General features: G+C 35.4%; 26 protein-coding genes. 16 read left to right on the top strand and 10 right to left on the bottom strand.

The annotated features are described in order from the left end of the window. Window positions 1-7: 7 nt before the first annotated feature. The 3 genes from porZ to ACY2RU_RS11325 are packed head-to-tail and all read left to right on the top strand — an operon-like array spanning window position 8 to window position 5,438. Window positions 8-2,317: a type IX secretion system anionic LPS delivery protein PorZ gene (porZ, locus tag ACY2RU_RS11335; protein ID WP_490138575.1), complete on the top strand. Its 2,310-nt coding sequence runs from the start codon at window positions 8-10 to the stop codon at window positions 2,315-2,317. Beyond that, window positions 2,317-3,042 carry a DNA repair protein RecO gene (gene recO / locus ACY2RU_RS11330; protein WP_490138574.1) on the top strand — a complete coding sequence of 242 codons (726 nt, stop codon included), beginning with the start codon at window positions 2,317-2,319 and terminating at the stop codon, window positions 3,040-3,042. Before porZ ends, recO begins: the two co-directional genes overlap by 1 nt. Further along, window positions 3,039-5,438, top strand: a complete 2,400-nt coding sequence (locus ACY2RU_RS11325; protein WP_490138573.1) for a TonB-dependent receptor plug domain-containing protein — start codon at window positions 3,039-3,041, stop codon at window positions 5,436-5,438. The genes recO and ACY2RU_RS11325 overlap by 4 nt, the downstream gene beginning before the upstream one ends. A gap of 74 nt (window positions 5,439-5,512) precedes the next feature. Here ACY2RU_RS11325 and ACY2RU_RS11320 read toward each other — a convergent pair whose 3' ends face one another. Further along, window positions 5,513-6,205, bottom strand: coding sequence for a hypothetical protein (locus ACY2RU_RS11320; RefSeq protein WP_490138572.1), 693 nt, complete (start codon window positions 6,203-6,205; stop codon window positions 5,513-5,515). Between the two features lie 363 nt (window positions 6,206-6,568). On the opposite strand from ACY2RU_RS11320, the gene ACY2RU_RS11315 reads away from it, so the two are divergent. The 9 genes from ACY2RU_RS11315 to ACY2RU_RS11275 all read left to right on the top strand — a co-directional run bounded on the left by ACY2RU_RS11315 (window position 6,569) and on the right by ACY2RU_RS11275 (window position 13,021). Further along, entirely contained in the window at window positions 6,569-6,727 is a 159-nt protein-coding gene (locus ACY2RU_RS11315) for a hypothetical protein (RefSeq protein ID WP_490138571.1), read from the top strand. Between the two features lie 30 nt (window positions 6,728-6,757). Next, window positions 6,758-8,425, top strand: a complete 1,668-nt coding sequence (locus tag ACY2RU_RS11310; protein ID WP_490138570.1) for a tetratricopeptide repeat-containing sensor histidine kinase — start codon at window positions 6,758-6,760, stop codon at window positions 8,423-8,425. Between the two features lie 3 nt (window positions 8,426-8,428). Next, on the top strand, window positions 8,429-9,094 hold the full coding sequence (locus ACY2RU_RS11305) for a response regulator (protein WP_490138569.1): 666 nt from the start codon (window positions 8,429-8,431) through the stop codon (window positions 9,092-9,094). Between the two features lie 671 nt (window positions 9,095-9,765). Further along, window positions 9,766-10,371, top strand: coding sequence for a type I restriction endonuclease (locus tag ACY2RU_RS11300; protein ID WP_490138568.1), 606 nt, complete (start codon window positions 9,766-9,768; stop codon window positions 10,369-10,371). Between the two features lie 11 nt (window positions 10,372-10,382). Then, complete coding sequence (locus tag ACY2RU_RS11295; protein WP_490138567.1) at window positions 10,383-10,817, top strand: hypothetical protein; 435 nt, start codon at window positions 10,383-10,385, stop codon at window positions 10,815-10,817. A gap of 24 nt (window positions 10,818-10,841) precedes the next feature. Next, window positions 10,842-11,249 (top strand): hypothetical protein, encoded by a 408-nt coding sequence (locus tag ACY2RU_RS11290; protein ID WP_490138566.1) that lies wholly within the window; start codon window positions 10,842-10,844, stop codon window positions 11,247-11,249. Window position 11,250: 1 nt separating this feature from the next. Next, entirely contained in the window at window positions 11,251-12,162 is a 912-nt protein-coding gene (locus ACY2RU_RS11285) for a hypothetical protein (protein WP_490138565.1), read from the top strand. A gap of 13 nt (window positions 12,163-12,175) precedes the next feature. After that, on the top strand, window positions 12,176-12,556 hold the full coding sequence (locus ACY2RU_RS11280) for a thermonuclease family protein (RefSeq protein WP_490138564.1): 381 nt from the start codon (window positions 12,176-12,178) through the stop codon (window positions 12,554-12,556). Window positions 12,557-12,652: 96 nt separating this feature from the next. After that, on the top strand, window positions 12,653-13,021 hold the full coding sequence (locus tag ACY2RU_RS11275; protein ID WP_490138563.1) for a hypothetical protein: 369 nt from the start codon (window positions 12,653-12,655) through the stop codon (window positions 13,019-13,021). On the opposite strand, the gene ACY2RU_RS11270 is transcribed toward ACY2RU_RS11275, so the two are convergent. The 3 genes from ACY2RU_RS11270 to ACY2RU_RS11260 form a co-directional block, all read right to left on the bottom strand. Further along, on the bottom strand, window positions 13,018-15,723 hold the full coding sequence (locus tag ACY2RU_RS11270; RefSeq protein ID WP_490138562.1) for an RHS repeat domain-containing protein: 2,706 nt from the start codon (window positions 15,721-15,723) through the stop codon (window positions 13,018-13,020). The two genes, ACY2RU_RS11275 and ACY2RU_RS11270, sit on opposite strands and share 4 nt — an antisense overlap. Beyond that, the gene (locus ACY2RU_RS11265) at window positions 15,710-16,477 is read right to left on the bottom strand and encodes a DUF805 domain-containing protein (RefSeq protein ID WP_490138561.1); all 768 of its coding nucleotides are present in this window, start codon (window positions 16,475-16,477) and stop codon (window positions 15,710-15,712) included. Before ACY2RU_RS11265 ends, ACY2RU_RS11270 begins: the two co-directional genes overlap by 14 nt. A gap of 147 nt (window positions 16,478-16,624) precedes the next feature. Further along, window positions 16,625-17,146, bottom strand: a complete 522-nt coding sequence (locus ACY2RU_RS11260; protein WP_490138560.1) for a hypothetical protein — start codon at window positions 17,144-17,146, stop codon at window positions 16,625-16,627. Between the two features lie 469 nt (window positions 17,147-17,615). Here ACY2RU_RS11260 and ACY2RU_RS11255 point away from each other — a divergent pair, with 469 nt between their 5' ends. Continuing rightward, window positions 17,616-17,771 carry a hypothetical protein gene (locus ACY2RU_RS11255; RefSeq protein ID WP_490138559.1) on the top strand — a complete coding sequence of 52 codons (156 nt, stop codon included), beginning with the start codon at window positions 17,616-17,618 and terminating at the stop codon, window positions 17,769-17,771. 743 nt (window positions 17,772-18,514) lie between these two features. Here the strand turns inward: ACY2RU_RS11255 and ACY2RU_RS11250 are convergent. Then, a complete protein-coding gene (locus tag ACY2RU_RS11250; protein ID WP_490138558.1) occupies window positions 18,515-18,721 on the bottom strand; it encodes a hypothetical protein in 207 nt (68 codons plus the stop codon). Between the two features lie 107 nt (window positions 18,722-18,828). Between ACY2RU_RS11250 and ACY2RU_RS11245 the strand changes: the two genes are divergently transcribed. After that, entirely contained in the window at window positions 18,829-19,761 is a 933-nt protein-coding gene (locus tag ACY2RU_RS11245; RefSeq protein WP_490138557.1) for an IS1595 family transposase, read from the top strand. A gap of 2 nt (window positions 19,762-19,763) precedes the next feature. On the opposite strand, the gene ACY2RU_RS11240 is transcribed toward ACY2RU_RS11245, so the two are convergent. Together ACY2RU_RS11240 and ACY2RU_RS11235 are read right to left on the bottom strand one after the other, a co-directional pair. Then, window positions 19,764-20,216: a hypothetical protein gene (locus ACY2RU_RS11240; RefSeq protein WP_490138556.1), complete on the bottom strand. Its 453-nt coding sequence runs from the start codon at window positions 20,214-20,216 to the stop codon at window positions 19,764-19,766. Beyond that, window positions 20,216-20,404, bottom strand: a complete 189-nt coding sequence (locus ACY2RU_RS11235) for a hypothetical protein (RefSeq protein WP_490138555.1) — start codon at window positions 20,402-20,404, stop codon at window positions 20,216-20,218. The genes ACY2RU_RS11240 and ACY2RU_RS11235 overlap by 1 nt, the downstream gene beginning before the upstream one ends. 158 nt (window positions 20,405-20,562) lie before the next feature. On the opposite strand from ACY2RU_RS11235, the gene ACY2RU_RS11230 reads away from it, so the two are divergent. Together ACY2RU_RS11230 and ACY2RU_RS11225 are read left to right on the top strand one after the other, a co-directional pair. Continuing rightward, the gene (locus ACY2RU_RS11230) at window positions 20,563-20,688 is read left to right on the top strand and encodes a hypothetical protein (RefSeq protein WP_490138554.1); all 126 of its coding nucleotides are present in this window, start codon (window positions 20,563-20,565) and stop codon (window positions 20,686-20,688) included. Between the two features lie 419 nt (window positions 20,689-21,107). Beyond that, window positions 21,108-21,446, top strand: a complete 339-nt coding sequence (locus ACY2RU_RS11225) for a single-stranded DNA-binding protein (RefSeq protein ID WP_490138553.1) — start codon at window positions 21,108-21,110, stop codon at window positions 21,444-21,446. An 83-nt stretch (window positions 21,447-21,529) separates the two neighbouring features. Here the strand turns inward: ACY2RU_RS11225 and ACY2RU_RS11220 are convergent, their stop codons facing one another. Genes ACY2RU_RS11220 through ACY2RU_RS11210 form a run of 3 tightly spaced genes read right to left on the bottom strand, consistent with a single transcriptional unit; the run spans window position 21,530 to window position 24,779 of the window. Continuing rightward, window positions 21,530-23,077 carry a hypothetical protein gene (locus ACY2RU_RS11220; RefSeq protein ID WP_490138552.1) on the bottom strand — a complete coding sequence of 516 codons (1,548 nt, stop codon included), beginning with the start codon at window positions 23,075-23,077 and terminating at the stop codon, window positions 21,530-21,532. Beyond that, window positions 23,074-24,423, bottom strand: a complete 1,350-nt coding sequence (locus tag ACY2RU_RS11215) for a hypothetical protein (protein ID WP_490138551.1) — start codon at window positions 24,421-24,423, stop codon at window positions 23,074-23,076. Before ACY2RU_RS11215 ends, ACY2RU_RS11220 begins: the two co-directional genes overlap by 4 nt. After that, window positions 24,420-24,779, bottom strand: a complete 360-nt coding sequence (locus tag ACY2RU_RS11210) for a hypothetical protein (protein WP_490138550.1) — start codon at window positions 24,777-24,779, stop codon at window positions 24,420-24,422. The genes ACY2RU_RS11215 and ACY2RU_RS11210 overlap by 4 nt, the downstream gene beginning before the upstream one ends. Window positions 24,780-25,008: the final 229 nt, after the last annotated feature.

The raw sequence follows: 25,008 nt of genomic DNA, 5'->3' as shown, positions 1-25,008 counted from the left end.
TTGCCATATGAAACAATTTTGCCTCATCATTTTTTATATTCTCAGTTTGACATTAAGTGCTCAAAATTTTGAAGATGCATGGACAGGGCATTTTTCGTACGTTTCGGTAAAGAGTATTTCGCAGGGAAATGGTAAGATCTATGGCGGTGTTGAAAACTCGGTATTTACTTACGATTTACAAACAGAAGAGTTAAGAACACTTTCAACAGTAAACGGACTCTCGGGAGAATCGATTTCAACTCTGTATTACAGTGAAAATTATAACTTATTGGTCATAGGGTATGAAAATGGCCTTATTGAAGTGGTTCGTGATGGCGAGGAAAATATACTTACGGTGGTTGATATCTTAGATAAACCTACAATTCCATCCAATAAAAAGAGGATAAACCACTTTAATGAGTACGATGGCAACCTTTATATTGCGACTGCCTACGGAATTTCATTGTTCGATTTGGCCGCGCTTGAATTTGGTGATACCTATTTTATTGGTGACCTGGGAACTCAGATCAATATAACGCAAACAGCGGTAGCTGGAGATTACATATTTGCTTCGGGTACAGAAGAGGCCGGCATCCGTAGAGCATTAGTGGCTAACGATAACTTAATTGATTTTAACCAATGGACGCAAGTTGGGAATGGATCGTTTAAAGGAGTTCAAAACCTAAACGGAACCATTTATGTAGTGAGTATTAATAATTATATTTCAAAATACTCTTTTGGTGGAGGCTTATCTGTGGTTGCAGGTCTTAATAATCGAGTAATAGATTTTAACGTCATTGACGATCTGCTTACAATTACTACTGAAAATTCGATCCAGGCTTATGGCCCAGGCTTTATTCAACAAGCTAATGTTACGTTTTTGCCTGATTTCGACTTTGAACTCCAATCGGGTATTTCTTTTAATAATACTTTTTATATGGGAACTACCTTATTAGGTATGTTAGAAGTTCCTTTTGGCACTAGCCAGGCATCACAGATCCTTCCAGATGGTCCAGCATTAAATAAAAGTTTTGCCATTGACGCCTCTCCAGGACAGCTGTGGACGGTCTTTGGAGACGTAGATGTTAATTTTGATCCGTATCAACCACAACAATCCTTTAGACCCATAAGTAATTTACGAGAGGGAGTTTGGACCAATGTTGCCTATGAAGACATAAAGATCGCTGTAGGTAATAGAGACGTAAATGATATGGTCTTTGTAACCATCAACCCAAATTCAGCTGATCAAGTTTTTATGAGCTCTTTTAACAAAGGACTTTTACGGGTAACAGATCAATCTCCTGTAGAACTTTACGATGATACCAATAGTGTTTTACGATCGTTTCGACCCGACGACACTGATATTCGCATCTACGGATCTAGTTTTGATCCAGATGGTAACTTATGGTTGGTTCAGTCGAGGGTAGATGACGGTCTTATAAAGTTCAACCCAGCAAATAGTCAATTCCAGAAAATTGATATAACTCCCGTTATTGAGATGCCTGGGCAAGAATTGGCACTTAGTGATCTACAGGTAAGTAGAGAAGGATATGTATTTTTCGGGGCAGTTGAGACCGGGGTGGTAGGATATAACCCGTTTACTAATAAATTTAATAAGATAGGTAAGGGAGAGGGAAATGGGAATCTACCATCACCTAATGTAAGAGCCTTAGCATTCGATAAGAATAATCGTCTATGGATAGGAACGCTTTCAGGAGTTCGGGTACTTTTTAGTCCGGGTGGAATTTTTGAAGAGAACCCAAATACCGAAAGTAACCAGATCATTATTTTAGAGGATGGCGTTCCACAAGAGTTTCTTTTTGATATTCCCATTACAGATATTGAAGTTGATGGATCCAATAATAAGTGGATTGCTACAGCAACCTCGGGCGTTTTTTATGTTTCTCCAAATGGCCAGGAAACCTTACTTCGATTTACGAAAGACAACTCGCCTTTGCCTTCAAATACCGTTCAAGATATTGCTATAGACGACTTTACAGGGGTTGTTTATTTTGCGACTAATAACGGGCTTGTAGCCTATAATGGAACCGCGACAGCACCAAGAGATAATTTAGAAAATGTATATGCGTTTCCAAACCCTGTACGACCAGGATTTGAAGGAAATGTAACTATCGACGGACTCACAGCCGATGCCAATGTAAAGATCACTGATATCGAAGGAAACCTCGTATTTGAAGAAACCAGTGAGGGAGGAAGTGTTTTGTGGGATACCAAGGCCTTCGGAAAATATAAAGTTGCCTCTGGAGTTTATTTGGTTTTAATTACTACGGAAGATGCCTTAGAAACAAAGATTTCAAAAATAATGGTCATTCGGTAATGGTCATTACTACACGGGCACTTGTTTTTTCAGCACTCAAATATTCCGAAGCAGACCTTATAGTGACGTGCTTTACCGAAGATTACGGCCTTCAAAGTTACATGCTCCCAAATGTTTTAAAGAGCAAAAAAGGAAAGGTACGAGCCTCCTATTTTCTTCCCCTTACGCATTTAGAAATAGTAGGTACACACAAAAACAAGGGTACACTTGAACGGATCCGAGACGTTAAGTTAGTACAGCCCTACAAAACATTACACACTGAGGTGGTTAAGTCGTCATTGGTAATGTTTATCGCAGAAATGCTTAAAATTTGCATTAAAGAGGAAGAACCAAACAAAAATTTGTTTGAATATCTCGAACATGCTATGCTGTGGTTGGACGCACACGAAGGCATTGCTAATTTTCACATTTTATTTTTATTGAAGTTGACAGCTCATTTAGGTTTTTATCCCGAGGCTTCCCATTTGGAACTCAGGTATTTTAACATGCTAGATGGAACGTTTCAAGATCTAAAAACCAATGATTACTGTAAAGAGGGGTTAAAGATAGATGCCTTTAAACAGTTCATTGGCATAAATTTTGATGCTATCGCCGAAATCAAATTGACCAAAACAGAGCGGTCTGAGGTGCTTTTATTGCTGTTGAATTATTACCAAATTCACCTGCAAGGCTATAAAAATCCTAGGTCGCTGGTAGTACTTAACCAACTATTCAATAAATTATGAGATTCTCATTACTGCTTTCCCTTTGCCTTATTTCTTACATTTCCGTAGCACAAAAAATCCAAATTTTAGAAGAAGAGACACAAGAACCCATAATGGGAGTGGCTGTTTTTAATGATCTAAAGGACAAGAGTGGGGTAACCGATTTTGACGGTCTAGTTGATGTTAGTGCTTTTTCTGAAGATGAAATTATTAACTTTCAACATATTTCGCACGAAGCCATGCAAATGGCAAAGCGAAAGATAATTGCTCATGGCGGAAAAATTTCTATGCGCATGGATGCCAGTAGTTTGAGTGAAGTGGTACTTTCCGTTTCAAAATTTAAGCAGAACAAAAGAGACATTCCGCAGCAAATTGTTAGCGTCACCAGCGAAGATGTTATGTTTTCGAATCCGCAGACGGCTGCTGATCTGTTGCAGAGTAGCGGGCAGGTTTATGTTCAAAAAAGTCAGTTAGGTGGTGGGAGTCCGCTTATTCGTGGCTTTTCTACTAATCGTTTGCTAATAACGGTAGATGGGGTTCGATTTAACACAGCGATATTTCGTGCTGGAAATGTTCAAAATGTGATCTCTATTGATCCATTCGCCATTGATCGTACAGAAGTCATTTTAGGCCCCGGCTCTGTTGTCTACGGAAGTGATGCCGTGGGAGGTGTGATGAATTTCTATACCAAAAAGCCAAAATTCTCTTTTGTTGAAGGCGTCTCGTTTTCTGGGAACGCTACCGCACGTTACGCAACGGCAAATAGTGAAAAAACAGGTCATGTTGATTTAAACTTCGGAATGAAGCAATGGGCGTTTTTAAGTAGTATCACTATAAGTGATTTTGACGATCTGAAAATGGGAAGTCACGGACCAGAAGATTATTTACGTCCAGAGTATGTTGAAACCATTAATGGCGAAGACGTCGTAGTTAAAAATGATGATCCACGTGTACAAAAACCTACTGGCTACAATCAGATCAATACCATGCAGAAAATTCGATTTATGCCTTCGGAAACTTGGGACTTTAACCTAGGCTTGTTTTATACTACCACAAGTGATTATCCGCGTTATGATCGTTTAATACGTAAAAGTGGGGACGATTTTAGAGCGGCTGAGTGGTTTTATGGACCTCAGGAATGGCTTGCAGCCAATTTCAAAATAACGAATAAAGAAACAAAATTTTACGACGAAAGTGACTTGACGTTATCTTTTCAGCAATTTAAAGAAAGCCGAAATGATCGTGATTTTGGAGCGACCATTTTGTATGAGACTGATGAGAAAGTGAGTGCTTATAGTGGAGGCTGGGATTTTACCAAAAAGCTTGGTGAATTCAATGTATTTTATGGTTTAGAATATGTTTATAATAAAGTGAATAGCGAAGGACAACAAACAGACATCGTGACCAAAGAGACGGCTGAGACAGCATCGCGTTATCCCGATGGCTCTACATGGCAATCAATGGCGGCTTATGCGAGTACACAATGGCCTATTTCTGAAAAGGTTTCTTTTCAAGGAGGATTGCGTTATAACCATATTTTAGTAGATGCTATGTTTGATGATAAATTCTTTGATTTTCCTTTTTCCGAAGCAAACATTAGTACTGGCGCCTTGACGGGAAGTGCCGGTCTAGCATGGAATCCGAATGATATTTTAGGTTGGAAACTCAATTTTTCAACAGCCTTTAGAGCGCCCAATATTGATGATGTAGGTAAGATATTTGACAGCGAACCGGGAAGTGTAGTGGTTCCAAATCCAGATCTAAAACCTGAATATGCCAGAAATTATGAATTGGGAGTAAACCTAAATTTTGATGGAGTCGTAAAAATAGATCTTGCTACGTATATGACTCACTTAGACGATGCTTTGGTGCGTCGTGACTTTGAGTTAGACGGCGAAACTGAAATACTATATCAGGGAGAATTAAGTAATGTACAGGCTATTCAAAATGCTGCTAAGGCTGAGGTTTATGGTTTTGAAGCGGGCGTAGAGATCAACTTTAATAAGGAATTACAACTAAGCAGCCAGTATAATATTACTGATGGTTTTGAGGAAGATGACGATGGAAATAGAAATCCTGCTCGTCATGCCGCGCCTCAATTTGGAAATACCCACCTTACGTTTAAAAAAGATAAACTAAAGCTGGATGCCTTTGGCATTTACAATGGGCAGTTTGATTATTTAGATCTAGCACCAAGCCAGCAAAGCACTGATTATTTGTATGCTAAAGACAGTGATGGGAACCCGTATTCACCAAAATGGTATACGTTAAACTTTGGAGCGCAATATGCACTTACGGAGGCAATACAACTCAATGCAACCTTAGAAAACATCACCGATCAACGCTACCAGCAATATTCTTCTGGGATCGCTTCTGCAGGACGAAATTTGATCGTGGCGGCGAGTTATGCTTTTTAGTAAGAACGATTAAAAGTTAGCTATATTTAATTGTCTTTTGGCATTGTACGATAAGAGCCGTTAAAGGCAAGACCTTATTTAGTCAATGTACGAATGTATTTGTTAATCATATATTGGGTAATTGGTTTTAAGGTCTTGCCTGTTTCTGGGTGTAGACCTAAGTCTGTAAAATATTCAAGATCACCTTGGCTATTTTTTCCATACCAGAGTCTTACACTTCCATCTTTATTAAAAAAAGTATAGGTGCTGTCAGGCTCTATTCTTCTAAAATTTTCAATTCGATCCTCTTTGTACAATTTTAAAGTACCGTTTTGAACTTTATTAGCATCAAAATTAGCTTCTACATAATGATCTGAATTCCATATCATCCATCGTTGTCGATCCACTGATACAAAAAGAAGAATAGGCACTAGAATTAGAATAGTGAGCAGTATTTTATTTTTTTTCACCCATGTGAAAAGTGTTTCTTTAAAGTTATTTGGAGTATCAGATGTTTCGGGCTTAGGGTTTCTTTTGTTAAATTCTTGAAAATTTTTGAATTCCAAAAAGTTACAAAGAGATTGTACTACATATTGTTTAAATTCAATTTTGGTTTCTGAATCTGATCGCGCTCGATTATAGTTAATTATTAAACTTTTCTCTCCATATGTTTCCCCGCTATTCTCGAAAATAAATTCAGACAGATATATTGCTTGACGATTAACCACCTCTGACCCTATATCTTTCCCAGCCTTTTCAAACGCCTTTAATAGTAAGTGACTATGCATATTTATGGGTAGTTTTTCTATTAATTAAATTCACAAATTATTCATGGAAATTTGATGGAAATTAATTTCTATCAAACTTCTATCCCCTTTCCATTCAATCAAAATCAAAATCATTTCATTTACTCCAGAATCGATTGTTACCCAAAACGTAATTGGGTTTACGAAATATATCAATTCTACACTGGAGATGCAAAGTAAAGTGGAATAGCCATTTGAGAAGTAACTACTACGCTTTACTTCTGCACCTCCTACTTCTCAAACAAGAGAGACGTCTCTTCATTTTTTTAGCGACTCCGTGTCGCAAAATCAAACTGAGTAATCACTTGGACGGCTAGAGCTATGTCCAAAATTAAATCAAACAAAATGAAGAAATTTGCATTAATAATTTTTACGGTTTTCCTCAATATGGCGCTATATTCATGTACGCCACAAGCATTGAATGAGGATATTAAAGCGCCACAAGCATGTTGTGGGGAGGATGAACAAATACCACCACCACCGCCACCACCACCAGACAACTAATGGTTGAAAATTAGTTTATACCTTAGAGGGATGGAATCATATAGAGCTTCATCCCTTTTTTTATATATACTAATTGTTTGTTCGAATATTTGTACGGGACAGACAGAAAGTGTTTTGGATAGCGTTAATTACTACTATCAGAAAGCAAATGACCCTAAGAGTGGCTATGATAAGTTGGAAGCATATTCTTTCTATTCGCATAAAAAAGCTGATAATTTACGAGATGGAGATACATTAAATGCTATTTCCAATTTAAGGATGATTGTTATTTGTCAGACAGACATGGCAATTTATTACGAAGCAAAATCATCGGCAGTTGAGGCTCTAGATTTAATAGATCGAATGAGTAATGGTAATAAAGAACGTGAAATATACTTAAACGCAAACCGAAAAGGGATTTATAACAGTCTAGGTATTATTTATAGAACATTGAATGATCATGAAAATGCACTAAAGACCTATAATGCTGCTTTACTTTTAACTAACGAGACTGAGAGCAAGAATTCGCTATACATGAATATTGCAAACGTTTATATGGATCAAGGAAAGTATGAGCTGGCTAAAGAAAAGTATGAGCTAGTTTATCAAAGCAGATTGCTGTTAAATAATCAAAGAAAAACTGCAAGTGCTTTGGATAATTTAGGATTTGCTCAAGGCAAGTTGAATGAATCGACCGCTGTCGATAATATGCTCAAGGCGCTGAAAATTCGGATCGAAGAACGCGAAAACTCCAAAATTTATACAAGCTATAAACATTTGAGTGAATACTATTTAGATCGAAAAGAGCTAACCCTCGCAAAAAAATATGCAGATCTTGGTTATGAAGCAACTGTTGGACAAAATGTAACATATAAATTGGACGCTCTTTCTGTCTTAATAAATCTATCAACAGACTCTCTCGCCATTAATTATATAAGATTAAATGACAGCATTCAGGCATCAAATCAACGGGAGGAGAACAAATATGCCTACCAAAGATATAATGTAGAGAAAGAACAAAAGAGAACGTTAGAGGCAGAGCTTAAGTCGGAAAAGGAAAGATCAAATCGATTGTTAGCACAGTATCTTGGTGCAACACTTTTTATTGGCGGGATTTTTCTCTTCTTCTTTTTTAGGGCAAAACATAAAAAAGAAAAAATTCAGGAAATTTATAAAGTGGAAACACGAATTTCCAGAAAAATCCATGACGAGGTCGCTAATGACGTATATCACATAATGTCCATGATTCAGAGTAAAACGAATATGACAAACGATATAATTGATAATCTAGAAGTGATCTATGAAAAGACGAGAGATATCTCTAAGGAAAGTAGTGCTATCGAGGTAGATGAAGACTTTGATGAGCTGCTAAATGATCTATTGCTTAGTTATAAGAACGAACATGTCAATATTATCACTAAAAACATTTCTAAAATCAATTGGAAATTGTTGAATTCTGATAAAAAAACGGCACTATATAGGGCTCTTCAGGAATTAATGACAAACATGAAAAAGCACAGTAAGGCTTCGCTAGTTGCACTAACCTTTTTGCAAAAAAACTCTAAATTAACCGTAAACTATAATGATAATGGTATTGGATGCAACTTAAGCAAGAATAACGGACTGAATAATGCGGAAAACCGTATTCACACAATTAATGGAACTATTACTTTTGAATCTGAACCTAATAGGGGTTTTAAAGCACAAATTACAGTTTAGCCTATGTTTACAAAAGTTTTGGTTTCGGAAGATATGGATGATATTACCAAAGGCGTATATACCTCGCTTTGTGACTTAGGTATATCCCAAATAGATCAAGTTCAATATTGTGACGATGCATATTTAAAAATAAAGAAAGCAACGTTAGACGATGCTCCATATCAATTATTGATCACAGACTTATCTTTTAAGCAAGATCATCGAGAACAGCGTTTACCTTCTGGAGAGCATTTGGTAAAAGCGCTACGGCAAGAATATCCTAATTTAAAAATCATTGTATACTCTGTCGAGGATCGACTTCAAAAAGTTCGAGTTTTAATGAATCAGTATGATATCAATGCCTATGTCTGTAAAAGCAGAAGGGGTTTGTTAGAATTGTCGGAGGCAATTACTGCCGTATTTAAAGAGCAAAAATATCTATCTCCAAAAGTAGCCAATGCACTGAGTCCCAAAACTGATTTAGAGATGAGTGATTATGAGTTAAAACTTATCGAACAACTTTCAAAGGGTCTATCTCAAGAAGAGATTAGCGAGTACTTTAAAGCCAATGAAACCTCACCCAACAGTTTAAGCTCTATTGAAAAACGGCTCAATAAACTTCGTATACAATTTAAGGCTAACAATGCCATTCACCTGATTTCAATAGTCAAGGACTTAGGGCTTATTTAACTTCCAATAATTTTATTTTTTGCTGTATACGGGTTCCCGTAAGGAATCTACATGCATTGGTTTTAGGTTTGGGGAATAGTAATCACTAAAACCTAAAGTTATGGCCAAATATTATGTTAACAATACAGCTCAGTCCAATGGTGATCATGAAGTTCATAAGGATGGATGTTATTGGTTGAGTTTAATATTGAGTAAGAAAGATCTTGGAGAGCATATAACATGTCATTCAGCTATAAGGAAAGCAAAGGAAACATATGCACAATCCAATGGTTGTAAAACATGTTCTGAAGATTGTCATACTTCCTAACTATAAACAAAGCATAATGAAGAAACTAACCATACTCTTTACAACGCTAATCTGCCTTTCGTTATTCATTTCTTGTGATAATGAAAAGCAAAAAATGGAAACCAAATGGTATTAAGGAGGTACTCTTCATAAATCTAAAATAATTGATTGGAAAAATGCTACAGAAGAAAATAAACTAGCTACTTGTGGAGATTTTTGCGCAAATACTTATAACGATAATTCGATAGATGAAATTAAAATAATCGCAACGAATTTAAAAATATGCATCGATGAAGCAATACAAGATCATTCATATTTAGATAGTAATGATGTTTCAAAGGTAGCTTCGATGTGCTTATTATTAATGGAAAACTTAAACTGAATTATGGAACTCCAAAATCACATAAAGGCCTTAGCTGAAAAAATCAACAAGCTAAAAGATAAAATAGAGACAGAAGAGTCTACAAAACATGCTTTCGTTCTACCCTTCATTAATATTTTGGGTTATGACACTTTTAATCCCACCGAAGTTGTCCCAGAATTTACAGCAGATTTAGGTTTAAAAAAAGGCGAGAAAGTAGACTACGCGATTTTTCAAGATGATATCCCGATTTTAATTGTAGAGTGCAAGAATTGGAAAGAAAGTCTTGATAATCATAACTCACAATTGTTTCGATATTTCCACACTACAAAAACACGATTTGCACTATTGACTAACGGTATTCAATATCGTTTTTATACAGACTTGGAACAAGTGAATAAAATGGATGAAAAGCCTTTTTTAGACTTTGATATCACAAAAATTAAGGACAATGAAATATTAGAAATATCAAAATTTCACAAATCCAATTTTGACATTAATAAAATTGTAAATAATGCAAGTTCATTAAAGTACACTAAAGAAATAAAAAAGTGTATCGCAGAACAACTAACGATCCCAACACATGACTTTGTGAAACTCTTTGCGAATAAGTTTACTCTGGACGGTTAACGGAAAAAGTGATGGAAGAGTTTACTGATTTAGTACACAAAGCATTTAATCAAACAGTCAGTGAAAAAGTGAACGATCGTCTAAATGCCGCATTAAATAAGGAAACCGAAAAGCAGCAGTTGGATTCTATTGAGTTAATTGAAGAGGAAAATAAAATTATTACCACCGAGGAAGAGTTAGAAGGGTTTAGAATTGTAGTTGCAATCTTGAGGAGGAAACTTGCTGTAGACAGGATTGTACATCGAGACACACAGTCTTATTTCGGAATTTTATTGGACAATAATAACCGTAAGCCGCTATGCAGATTGCATTTAAATGGAGGCACGAAGTATATAGGAATATTTGATGAGCTAAAAAATGAAACGAGAGAATTGATTGAATCTATTGACAGCATCTATCAGTTTGAAGACAGGCTTCTCCAAACAGTAGCCTATTACAACGAATAACCCTAAACGAATAGCTTGAACATTATGAAGACACTCATTCAGCTTTTAATTTTAACGATATGTCTCAGTTGCGACTATACTGGATCTCAGACTGAAACATATTTTGAAAAGAAAATGACTATTGAAGAAATTGAAGATGCAGAACCTTTACGATTTCTTGATGCTGGAGGAAAGTATAACGATAGTTTTTGGGGTACAAAAATTCATGTTAATGGGACTATATCAAATACGGCAACTGTAGCAGATTATAAGGATATAACGGTTCGAGTTACCTATTATTCTAAAACTAAAACAAATCTGGGTAGTAAAGATTATACAATTTATGAAGTTGTTCAGCCAAACACTACAATTCCTTTTAAGCTAAAAATTGAAAACTTTAAAAATGTAAACACTATTGGCTGGGAAGTTATTCGGGCAATACCCATTAAATAATATGAGATTTTTTATTATTTTATTTTTGTTACTTACCTACAAGTGCTGTTATGCCCAAGAATTCGAAACGAAACGAGAATCGCATCAACTTATTGAAAACAGGAGTATTTATTTAAATGGAGGTGTAAGAGCTTCTATGGGTGGAAAATCAAGGACTATTATAAAGGTTGATTTGCCGCCAAATACAGTAGAATGGTATTATAGTTTTACAACTTCAAAAGGGAAAAGTGGCGATAAAAACTTAGGGCTTGCATTACAGTTGTCCGCACTCTTGGTTGACCAAAGTGGGATTTCTTCAGAATTCTTTTCGCAAATTGAAGTTCCAGAGGGTGTAGCTTCGGCCGATATTTATGTTTGTGATCGCGCTAACATAGATCATTTCATTAAAAAAGAAAGTTACAATTACAATATGAAAGGTTCCACAGAGAATACCAAACAAGCCGTTGTTGTCATTAATGATGTGCTCTCAGGGTCTGTTTATTTAGGCTTAAAAAACCCTAGCGAGATGAACGGTCTTAATATTAGCATTGAAGTTGTTGCTATTACCGAAACACAAATAGCAATTCCTAAAACCTCTGAGCAGCAAAAAGCTGAACTGTATGGAAGTCTAGGATGGACCGCCTTGGAAAGTGGAGATTTTCAAAAATGTGTAGCATATTGTGATAAATCCTCTGCTGTCTACCAATATGGCTGGATCATGGCAAATAAGGGATTAGCGCAATTGATGCAAGGAAATGAATTAAATGCAGTTGAAACGTATGTGGTTGCGATACCTTTAATAAAAACACAAAACAAAGCACAGCACTTTTTAAAAAAAGTAATTAAAGATCTCGAAAATGCGATCGTATATTGTGGTGAACTAGAAGGTGCAGATCAAATTAAGCAAATGGTATTGCACACTATGAATAAATAACTTAGATTCAATTATGATGCGCTACTTGATTGCTTTTGTATTTCTCTTTTCCTTTTCTGTTCATTCACAGACTATTCAGGGGAAAGTCATAGGTATTATGGACGGAGATACTTTTAAGATCTTAAAATTAGATTCGACTCAGTTAAAAGTGCGATTGGCAAATATTGATTGTCCAGAAAAAAAGCAACCCCATTCAGATAAGGCGAAAAAGTTTGTCTCAGATGCTATTTTCGGAAAGAGTGTTCAATTAGAAATACTTAAAAAGGATCGGTACAGAAGGGCTATTGCCAATGTATATTACGGAGATTCGCTTCAACTCAACCATGAACTCGTAAAAAAAGGTTTGGCTTGGCATTATGTAAAGTATTCAAAAGATACCTTGTTACAAGGTTGAGAGGACATCGCACGCCACAATAAAATAGGCTTATGGGCAGATAAATCTCCCATTGCTCCTTGGACATGGCGAGATAAACCAAAGCAAGAGTAACGAATGCAAACTGTACAACGATTTCTTTTAATCCTGTTGATAGCATGTTCCTCACAAGTATATGCACAAACCGTCTTTACAACCAAAACAGGTGAGAAGTATCATTTGGAAAAATGTCATTATTTGAAATATTCCAAAAAAGCGGTAACTATAGATGATGCTATAAGCAGAGGATATGAGCCATGCTCTATTTGTAAACCAACGGCAAAAACGGCATTAAAGAATGCTAGTGGGTTGTCTTTGGATGCTAATTCTGGCGAAACAACTCCTATTAAGAAGACCATTGCTACTCAGTGCACTGGGAAGACACAAGCCGGTGCAAGATGCAAGAGGAAAACTAAAAATAGTAACGGTAGATGCTTTCAACATTAATCATCCATCTCATCACTAGTTTCTGTGTCATCAATTTCTATTTCTTCCTCCATCTCTTCCTCTAATAAAATTTCATCTCCGTTTGCATCTAGCTTTTTCTCAATAAAATAGAGTCCGTCGAGTTCTTTACTATAGATATATTCCGAAACGCCATAAGCGTCATCTACACTATTACCATCAGCATCAAAGAAGGAAACTCTACTTGCAATGGTCGAAGGTAGAATTTGATATACGAAATCGGCTATGCCATCTTCATTCGCAAGGAGACGATTGTCGGTGCCATAGGTGCTGATCCGTGTTGTCACACCTGCATCATTATAATGGTATTCTTTTTTATAATAACCTTCTGGACCCAAAACAGGTTTACCGAGATCATTTAAATAACTATGACTTTTTACCAAGCCATCGAGCGTATAAACTAGTTTCTCTTCGCCAATTCCTTCGGTACTGTTAATTTTTCGGCCGCTACTATTATAGTTGCTATAGCCTGCAAATTTATAATCTGGAGTGTATGCATAGGCGATACGGTGAATTCCTTCGGAATTAGATGTGGGTTTTGACCAATTGCTAAAGTAAGACGTAGACGTAATTTTACCCACACTGTTGTATTTGTATTTGGTAATAGCCGCTCCTGAAGCGAGACGCCCTGATTTGTCGTATAGCGTTTCGGTAGAATCTTTTCCAAATCTATTAATTGTCAAAACAATTCGATGAGCACGATCATTATTTTCAGGTTTGCCGTGTTTGTTAAAATTAGTCCGCTCAATTAGGTGACCGGTTTCGTCATAAACATAGTTGTTATATGTAACCCCTTGAACCGCATTGGCCAATTCATCGTCAATATTATAATAGGTTGTTTTCGTTTTGTTATTATTTACGTCGTACTCCCAGCGAATAGTGGTAACATCTTCGTCAAAGACAACTTTATTCCTTAAAGAATCTAATGTAGTTTGAACGATTGTATTTCCTGCCTTATCGTATTGATAGGTATAGATGCTTACACCGTCTTCTGTTAGCGCGTAATTTCCATTGTGATCATAATGGGCTTCTTCAGTAACACGATTGTTTGAATCAAGGGTATAAACAGTTTTTGAAATACCGCGATCATCGTTGTAGTGAAATCCGTAGGCATCAACCGCAGAAAGTACCTTTGTAGAGTCGTTAGGGTATTCATATTTTGTTGCTCCCCATTTAGATTCGTCAAATTTTAGCACAAAACCAGGGTAATATTGTGCTTTAAAAGCTATTCTGCCAATACTATCATAACGTATGGTTTCTTGGAAATAGTCTTCAGTTCCAATTACGGCGATATCCTTTCTGTTATAGCGTTTTTCGTGAAGTATTCTATCATAAAGATCATAGGCATATGTACGTTTAGAGACCCCATTTGAATCATTTCTTGGTTCCTCCTTATGATCAAGCAATACCTTGCTTATCATATTTCCGCGCTCATCATACTCGTATTGTATATTATATTCGTCTAAATGCATAGCATAATCACTTTTTTCATTTAAAAGACGATACTGCTCAATTTTGCCATTTTCACCAAATGTTATTTCATAAATCGCAGTCAGGTAGATGTCTAGCATAGGATGAAACTGCTTATCTAAATTGGTGATTTTGATGGTTCGATTTTTGTCATCCAGCTTACGTTTTTCATGATAAACGTTATCTTGATTGGTAATTAGGTTTTTAGCCTTATCAAAATACGAGGTGGTATAGCTATTGGTTCGAGCGTCATAAGCATATTGAAGTTCAAAAACTCCATTATGTGTAGTGCGCTTGTTTTCAGAATTATAATAACGGCGAGAAATACCTTTCTTATCATCAAAGGTCACAATTGTTTTAACTCGATCGAGAGCTGAGTTAAACAATGAATCGGGATCTCTATATTCCCAAATATATCGGGTTGGATCTGTAGTGTTTATTGTAGTGATGGCTGTATTAAATGTACCACCATTGGTTAGTTTTCCGTCTTTAATACAACGAATGGTGGTGATACTATCTTGAACGATAATTTGATAAGATTCACCAAATTCGGCTTCAGTTTTACTAATTGGATAACTGCTTAGGATTTGATGATCTACCGTAGTATAAATATGTTTGAAGTAATTAGATTCCGAAGAAGTAAATTGAGAATATGTGCTTAAATCTTCATTTTTATAATAGGCGGTCTGTTGTAATAAATCGGTGATGTACAATTCCCAATAACGTTGTTCATATGTATTAATATTATGATCCGATTCGTTATCATATACAATCTGAAGACTGTCTAGTTTGTTGCCGTACTTTTTATACAGACGCTTCATTTTGTTTTCTGAAATTTTGTTAGCCCCTAAAGCAACTATTTCTTTGCGCATGAGGCGCGCGCAATATTCCGTTAGATTAAAATGAAATTGCTCATGAATTAAAAGTTGTTCAGTAAAAGACGTGTCTTTAACCCATTCAGACTGGTTAGGGTCCATATAGGCGTAGACCTTTAAATTATTTTTTTGTATGGGCAACGAATAGCCAATATCTGAATAAACAACCGCATCATAATTATCATAAAGACTGTTCACTGGTGTAAAATCATTCCAGTTTAAGGCGCGACTAGACCAATTAATGTGATCTTTTAGCACAACTCTATTGGAATACCCATAAACACTTATGAACGCGATTAAAAAGACAGATAATATAATGTAATATTTACTGCGAATCATGAGTTGCATATTTTGTAAAATATTGGGAATAAAACCAACTCCCTATATACGTGAGACCAAAGAAAAAAGCAGAAATAAAGATAGCCCAAACCATCGCATCCAGATCAACTGCTTCGTTTTGAAATACAACACCATAAATAGTGGCTATAATGTAAACTAATAATGCATAAGCCAGATGATGTCTTATCCAAAAAGCTTTCAGTTGAGGCAGTTTTTGACCATGAAAACCAAAATATAACAACATAAAATAGCAGCAAACTACCGAAAACACTAACCCGAGTAGTGAGATGATTGTATAGTTCTCACCAAGTTGCTCTGTAATTACAATAAGCCAAGTATTTAAAAGGGCGAACGTACACATTTCAATAGAAATTTTGGCAAGGGATTTATCTTGAGGAAGCTTGATATATAATTGGAAAGGTTCTTTTGGTACTGATGGGGTCAGTTTGTCTTTGGGGTCATTTCCGTAGCGATTTGTGCCTCGTTTGCCATCTTCAAAAAGCAGGAAAAGACCATAAAAAGGAATAAGTTGATACCAGCCACTATTTCCCAAATCATGACATCTTTTAGCACTTTGCGCAATCATAAACCAGTATCCGGGAATAAGTGCGAGCATGATAATACTTCCTTCTTCATCCCCAATTGTTTCACTGATAAAACCTGAAAGGAAAAAGGAAAATATAAAAATAATATAGCTTAGGCCAAATTCTAATCTGCGAATGCGGCCATTAAATGAGAAAGGATTGCTAAACATACACTTGGTTAAACTTAGCGTACGAAGATAACAGATTATTTGAGTTTGTAAATAGATTCTGACATGGGAGAATATATTTTTCGGCACTTATATACAACGTACCACAAATCTCAACTAAAATTTAAGTAGATATGAAGAAGTTTAAGATTACTCGATTTTTAAAGAGTCAGATTGAATTAAAATATTTGATTTCTCAACAACTGGATCATTTATCGTGTTTAGTTCGTCTTCTACAACTACTCTGTCTGAATAGATCGCAAATAAGATTAAACTCAAAAGAGATGCGAGCAATAGAAATTCAAAAACTCCTTTTGCAATTGCGTAAATCCTTTTTGGGGCGGCTGATATTAACTCTTGTGGCTTACCGTCATCGAGGTGTTCTATATGTTCTATGTACTTCAAGCTTAGAGCATGGAGGGTGTCAGATTCTCTATGTAAAAAGATTAATCCGAAAAGGATACAAAGTGCGTTTGATAAAATCGCAACAGAAAATAAAATGTGCTCAATGTTGTTTATTGAGGAGTCGTCTCTTAAAGCAATCAAAAGACCTAGAATTGTAGAAAGAACAATAATAACCTGTTTTACCCAATCGTATTCTCGGTCACTTCTGCTTTCCATTATTCTAACTAATTCCCCTAAATCTTCCCTATTATCTTTGGTTACTTTCATATGTGTGTATATTAAATTAAGAGGAGTCAATCAAATATACACTCTTTTAAAACACGCCTATCAACCACAGGATAAAAATTACTATTCCTGTAATTAACTACGCTACGAGTAAGAACCTAGCTGGATCTCGATAATAATTGTATTGCTTTCGCATATTATTAGGTTTATGCGTGGGAAGTAAGCAATATAAATATAGTGTTATTTAAAGTTAAAATTGTAAGAAAAATCTTGTTTTATGTTAAAATTTATCGTTTCACCTCGATACAACATGAGAAAAAATAACTACAAATTCAATAGTGCTTTATTTATTCTTTTTTCTCAGCTTTGTGTTAACAATGCGCTCATATATAACGTCTTATGTTAATAACCTTGTTGATAACAAATGTGTTTATTTGTGGTTAAACATGAATTAAATTATAGCTTTGACTTAACTATTCGAACTATTATTAACCTAAATAACTGACGAGTTATGAAAAAAGCAGAAACTAAACAGAGATCAATAAGACTTAAAGAGGGTTTTATAGAAAAATTAGAAGATATGGCAAATCAAGAAAATCGAACATTTAATAATATGGTGGAAACGCTTTTAATGCGTGCTACAGAACAGCAACACCAAGCTTTTTAAAACTAAAGGGACGCTCTTCACAGCGTCCCTTTTTGGGATTTGGAAAGTCCATTTCCGTCATTTTATTAATTTAATTCGCAAGAACAAATGTCTAGAACAACAGTCACGATTCGTATTCCGTCAAGGACGGTACGTATCACTCGGACGATTCGCATTACACGACGCATAGTACGTCGGTAATCGGTATAGAGGTTGCAGCCTCTGTATTTCGTAAGTGTCGCTCAGCTTAGTGGGCCTGAACTACAACTAGTAAAATTAAGGGCATTCAAATAATGATGACAGCCTGAAAAGATGTAAGAACCTCTCTCATTAAGAGCAACTCTTAAAACTCAAATTTTACTTTTATGAACGTAAAACGTCTATTCCTAACGGAGTAGGCGTTTTTTATTGTCCAAATTTAACGTCTAAGAGCGTAATAACCTAGTGAATTAACAATATAATTATCAACAATGTGCGCAGATATGTTAACTATTCTTACATTTGTGCATAATTATGGATAGAAGAACCCGACAAATAATTGTTGTAATACATAATCATGAAATAATATTTGCAGGCAAAACACTAACGGATATAGTTGATGCAATGATTGGTTTTGAAACAAATTTTATCACTCGTCAGACTCTTTCAGACAAGCTATCGCAGTTTAGGTTCTATTGTTTCATAAGTCCTACAGGGAAGGTTTATGACTTTTACAGTTATGATAATCCAGATTATAGACCACAAGTAAGAAAAGTAAAAAAATCTTAGTAGTGCTTTACCTTAAAAACCTTATAATCTTTATAGATCACAGGGAAGTCTTTTTTTCTTACTATGGTATTGTAAGAATAGAAATCTTCTTCCGACAGAAACTCACAAACTTTTTTCAAATTTCCAAAAGTTCCAAGCACATCACCGTCTTTTAGTAAAACGTAGTACTCTAGGTTCGCACGTTGTTCTTTATATGTAGTCATATGGCAAAGATATGTAATAAATACAATTATACTCGAAAATAGTTGTATTCATCTTTGTTTATGTCAATATATTCGAATATATTTGTATAACAATAACAACGAACGCTATGAACTTCAAATCACTTATACAGCTTTTAGACTACTTCAAAGAGGAAAGTACTTGTATTGAATACTACGAGCAAATCCGTTGGGGTAACGAGCCTTCTTGTCCTCATTGTGGTGGTACTGCTCCATACAGCACAAAAAGAGGCTACAGATGTTCGGAAAAGGAATGTAGAAAAGACTTTACTGTAAAGGTGGGTACTATCTTTGAAAACTCTAAGATTCCATTACGTACGTGGTTCGCTGCTATTTTCTTAGCTACCAATCATAAAAAAGGTATTTCTAGTGTACAGCTTGCGAGTGATCTTAACATCACACAAAAATCTGCATGGTTTGTACTTCACAGAATTAGAGAAATGCTTCGTGAAAAATCTCCTAAAATGTTAGGGGCTACCGATATGGTAGAGATTGACGAAGCCTACATTGGCGGTAAAGAGGGGAACAAGCACTTTAAAAAGCAACGTTCTAAATCTAATCCAAGCCTAAAGAACGATGGTACACCGTACCAACCGAAGAAAATGGCTGTAGGCTTTGTTGAGCGTGGTGGGGACATCGTTGTTAAACACGTTTCACGTGCTACCAACAAAGAAATTTTACCACTACTAGAAAAGCACATTGTAAAAGGTGCTGAAATTCATACAGACGAAAGCAAGATATATAACCGCGTGGGTAAAACATTCACGCACAGAACGGTTGTACATTCTGCCAGTCAGTATGTTGTAGGAAACTGCCATACTAACACGATAGAAAACTTTTGGAGCCAGTTAAAGCGAGGTATTAACGGAATATACCACCATGTAAGTGAGAAGCATTTAGAGCGTTATTTAGACGAATATGCGAACCGTTATAATACTAGAAATTTGACAAGCCAACAGCGTTTTGAAACTTTCTTAGGGCAGAGCGAAAGCGTATTGACATATAATAAATTAACTAGATAATTTTAAGGCATTATTTCAGCATCCTCAATATCATCATTAATATCATCATCATTAGATGATCTTTTTCTTTTGCCTGCAAAATAAGATGCTAGAGCCACAACCACATAAGAAGCCCATGTGATTAGTTTATCTGCAAATTCATCATAGCCTTTATTGATAAGAAGCCACATAAAGAATAAAATGATACATAGTATAACAATTCCTATAACGCTAACTAATAATATTGTTTTACGCCTTTGAGGTAGTTCTTCTTTTATGAAACTAGCTTGAATGTCTAATGACTTATTAGCTAATTTAAAATTATGCCCTAGTCGTTCTTTTTCGAGATCTAAATTTTTAACTTCGTTTTGAGCCTTCTGTTTTTGAACATCTAAGAATGTTTTTACCAAATCAGAATCTAAACCATTACGGTTAGAAGACTTGTTATCAGAAGTGTTTTTCGGCTTTCCAGACATTATTTTAATTCAACGTGGAACCTTCCTAAGCCTTTAGAGCCAATTTTTGGAGGTTCAAACTTTGTAGATTTTATAGAATCCCCCTTAGTTTGAACTATTCTCACAAATCCTTTGGCATTTGTAGTAAGGTGTTTGTTAGTATAAATAGATAAGCCCTTACCAATAGAAAATAAGTTATTATTATTCATGGTTTGTTTGGTTAACATCGCAAATATATAAAAAAAAGTATTAATCATATGTTCTATACTATAAGCAACTATCGTACCTATAGAATAAAGAACGTCATTATGTCTTTAAATAATATGTCTAGTAAATTAATATAAAGTTAAATAATTACCTTTACAATATGAAAAAAGATGATTTAAAGCATAAAGAAAAACATGAGAAAGATCATTCTCTTAACATAGAGGGTTCTTTCGACGATGTTTTAAAGGTTTCTATTCCTAAACCAAAGGAAAAGGAAACTAAATAATATTGCGCCTCGTTTATGAGCGTATGGCGGGGTACGACGTGACATATCATTGCCAAGCGCAAAACGATCATTCTAATACAGGCTCATGCCTATAAGTAAAACCTTAACGGATTAACCGTTGCCATTAGGTCATAGTAATACATCGCTATGAGGTTCAATGCTTTACTTTCCAAAAAATCTTTCCACGGATTAACAAAGAAAATCTACCCACTCTTGTGGTAGCACGTATATAAGTCCCTATTTTTCTGATTATTAATCAACAACAAACGTTTGTAAACGACTATAAACGAAAGTAAGTAGTTAGTAACCGATTCGCGTTTCCATTGGGTTTTATGTTTGCAGTGTCAAGTCAGAGTGGCTTGATATAACCTTAACTGTTAAACCCGTCTGCTTTCGGGCAGACATTAAAATTTAAAATTATGAACGCACTTAGAAACAAAGTACAGTTGATTGGAAGATTGGGACAAGACCCAGAAATTATAACTTTTGCTGATGGCAACAAACTGGCAAAATTCTCTATGGCTACTGATGATAGCTATAAAGACAAGGATGGAAAAAAAGTAGAACGTGCCTACTGGCATAACGTTGTTGTAAAAGGCGGACTTGTAAATATTGTTGAAAACTATGTAAGTAAAGGACAAGAGATCGCAATTGAAGGAAAGCTAACAAATCGCTCTTGGGAAGACAAGGATGGTCAAAAGAAATATACGACCGAAGTTTTTTGTAACGAGCTCCTCCTTTTAGGAAGCAAAGCTTAACCAAAGTATCATCTGTTCTTAATGACTTCGATAGGAGTTGGAAGTATAAAAGCCACTACATATAGTGGCTTTTATTGTTTATATCAGTGCTTCATTTTTTTATCGATCTCTTTAAAAATAGATCGTGCCTTTTCTTTTAAATCTGTCGTATCTTGCTGTGACATTTTTTTCGTAATACGTTCAAATGCAGCTTTTGGTTCAAGTGCCTTTTTTCGTTGTGTTGAGGTATCTTTTGCCTTTTTTTCGGCCTCCTTATAACTATCTAAGTCTGTTATTAATTTTTTCTTTGCCCAAGCCCAAGCATTTTCGCTATATACAGCTGATGCAAAACAAGTAAAGAAAAGGGCATAAGCATTTAACTCGACTGCATCTCGAACAAGTACTGATAGTCCGCCTTTTACGGCTAAAAAAATAATTAAGGCTGCTGTAAAACCACGAATAATAACCCCAAGCAAGTCGGTTAAAAGTAGTGGGTTTTCATCTTTTTCATCGCTACGTTCACGGATCAAAGTTGATACCGCCGCACCTAAAAAGCCGAAACCAATGAGTCCCGCGATAATGATGAATTGATAAGACATGCTGGAAACTAACCAGCCAGCAATAAAATTGAAAACATCATCTTTTACAAACTCCTCTTCCCGATCAAACTCCTTCAATGAGGGATAGTTGTAATTCATCTGCAATTGATCACTAAAATAATTAGTGTCAGTTTTGGCTTGTTCCAATTGTATCCACTTATTAGTTACTACCAAATAACTTTGAAAATCGTTGTTTACATAATTTTTCCAGTTATTTCTGAAATTGTAATACCAATTAATAATTTTATTTCGATAGATCAACTTATAATCATTGCTTACTTTCTTTTGGTTGATTTCATCAAGAATATTGAGCGCATTGTTTTGTTCTTGTTCCAAACGGTCATATTGGTGTTCAATATTATTGATCACACTTTGCGTATATATTGAAAGCCCGAGCTTTTCATTAAGCAAACTGTCCTTTTCAATTTCCTGTTGAATATTCTTTATAGTACTTAGGTAGTATGTTTTCTTTGTGTCATCAGAAATTTTATTTTTTTCAAATTCTGCTCTAAGTGTTTCAACCACATCATCTTTTACAAGTTTTGAATCACTAAAATAACTAACCGCAATAAGCGTTGAGATGCATAGATAAATGGAAAGGATCACTATGATTGATGTAACAATATTTTTAAGCAACACATCGCGTTTTTCAAAAACGGCATCGTCCAAATTCTTTTCTTTGCCTCCAATGTGATATTTGATCCGGATTAAAGAAGACAAATAACTACCTATAAAAATAAATGCAATAAGAATAAGTACATTTAAAAGTCCTTCATTACTTACAAAATCACTAATAAAATTCTCGATCTTGATCGTTTGGGATGCCTCTGAAGAAGTAAAGAGATCATATGCCGCATTAAATGTTGACCGAAGAAATTGAAATAACTTTCTAAATCCGTTCTCAAAAACAAGAGCCGCTACTAAAAATCCAACGGCAAAATCAACAAGTACAACATCGAGTTTTTTACGTAAAAACTTGGCAATTTTATATATTGTAAATGCTAAAATGCCTAAGAGTAAAACCGCCGAAACAACAATAAATATATTTCTCATGGTTTGGGTTCGTTAGTTGTGTATTGAAGATTCTTAGTTTTAAATGCGCCCAAGGCGTAGTTCAGCGCAAATTGAGAAATAAGCGACCCAGGAGAATCGCCCAGAACCGAAAAGTCCTTCCCAAAATCGTAAGTGATCACAAATTGGTCTGAAATTCTGTAATTTATTCGAGCCACATATTTATTTTCTGAAATGGTCTCGGTTTTAAAATCGTTAGACAAATTTCTCACTTCTTGAGTGGCTCTACGGCTCGCGCCTTCCAATTCAAAAGAAAATTTATTAGATTTTAAAACTAGTTTTAAGCCCAGATCTAAGGCACTCTTATTATAGCTGTTTTGATTTAAAAACGGTTGATAGTAGTCTAAATGAAAACCTTGATATTTAGCCACTCCTAAAAATTCGATCCAGCTTGTATCAAAGGGCTGATAGCTGGGTGTTACCCAAAACGCATATTGTGGTACTGTCGAAAAAGTAGTTTCATTTGAAGGAAAATCAACAACTAAAGCTGCGGCAAGCTCCAATTTAAACCCTTTTCTGTCCGCTATCATATCGGTTAGGATCTGGGCATTTTCCTTAAGGTTTGAAAAGTACTTCTCTTCGGAAATTGTCTTGATATAATTGGCATAATCCTTTCCATCTTCCGAAGTATCTTCCAAATTTACCATTAGATCTTCTTCAATTTTTAACATTAATTCTGAAATGTATTCTTTGGCAACATAGGCCGGGAAAAATCGGTCCATTCCTTGCAATTCCATAGCGCTTTTTAAAGATGCCCAATAGGCCTCTTTGGTACAATTATCACATGGTATACGAACAGACAAAAACCCAATTCTGGTTGTAGCCGAAAGATCATCCCGCAAAAAAGCGTAGCGGTTATCAAGCGCCTCTTTTTCAGCTTTTGTTCCGCGCCATAACATGGTTCGCATACCCACCGCAATGGCAGAATTCTTACCATTTAGAGAATCTTTAAGGATAAAATTGTTGGCAGTAGCAAGTGAAATAGTAAAATTCTGTTTTAAATTTTCAACAGGATCATCTTGAAATATAAAATCTTTGGTTGAAATCTTCCGATCTTTTTTAAGCCAATAAGGTGCTAATTCAATATTAATAACACGATTTAGATCAATATTTCCTTCATCATTAAAAAAGTTTGTAAAGAGACTTAGCTCAAATTCATTCCAAGACTTTGGTCGGGTGATTGAACTTGGTTGATTGCCAATGATCTGCGAGGCCGGTGAAGATGGCGACTTTAAAGCGTCCAAATTGATATCTTCACTATTTTGAGCAACACTGGTATTAGCAAGGCACAAGAAAATTCCAATAAAAGCTAGAAGAAAATTTTTCATGACGTAAAGCTTATGGTTAGCATGATCGAGGGTAACGGTTCTTCAGCCTTGCTATTAACATGTGCGTAACAGACGTCACCATTCACCAAATAGTTCAATTTAATATCTTTAACATCCTTTTTGATATTAACAGCTTTAGAGAATATGATTACTCGTTTTCCTATAAATTTGGATGCAATCCCAATGATGGTATTACCTTCATTAGACCACTCAAAATCGAAATAATTATCATTGTCAGGAATGTCAACAATGTGATATGACTCTGTGCCAATAACATTTGTATGGTCTGTGGCAATGGTAATGGTTGCTGTAGGATCTGCAATAGTAACCGATTTCTCAATTTCAATTATATCCATCGTATATGAGTTTGGCGTTCAACTTTAAATTAGTTCAATTGTCAATAAAGGGTTTTGGGAAACAGTATAACTGATTAAAAATATGCTAAAGTGGTTTGAACCACGAGAGTATATTGAGGAGATATCGTATTAAAGATATAAAAATTTATTGATTCAATAGTAGAACGGTTTGTTCTATAAAGTAGATATATTGTTTATCTAAAAAACAAACTTTGTTTAAACGAGCATC

Source organism: Ulvibacter sp. 2305UL32-6, from assembly GCF_058148545.1.
This window is presented reverse-complemented; position numbering and strand designations above follow the sequence as displayed.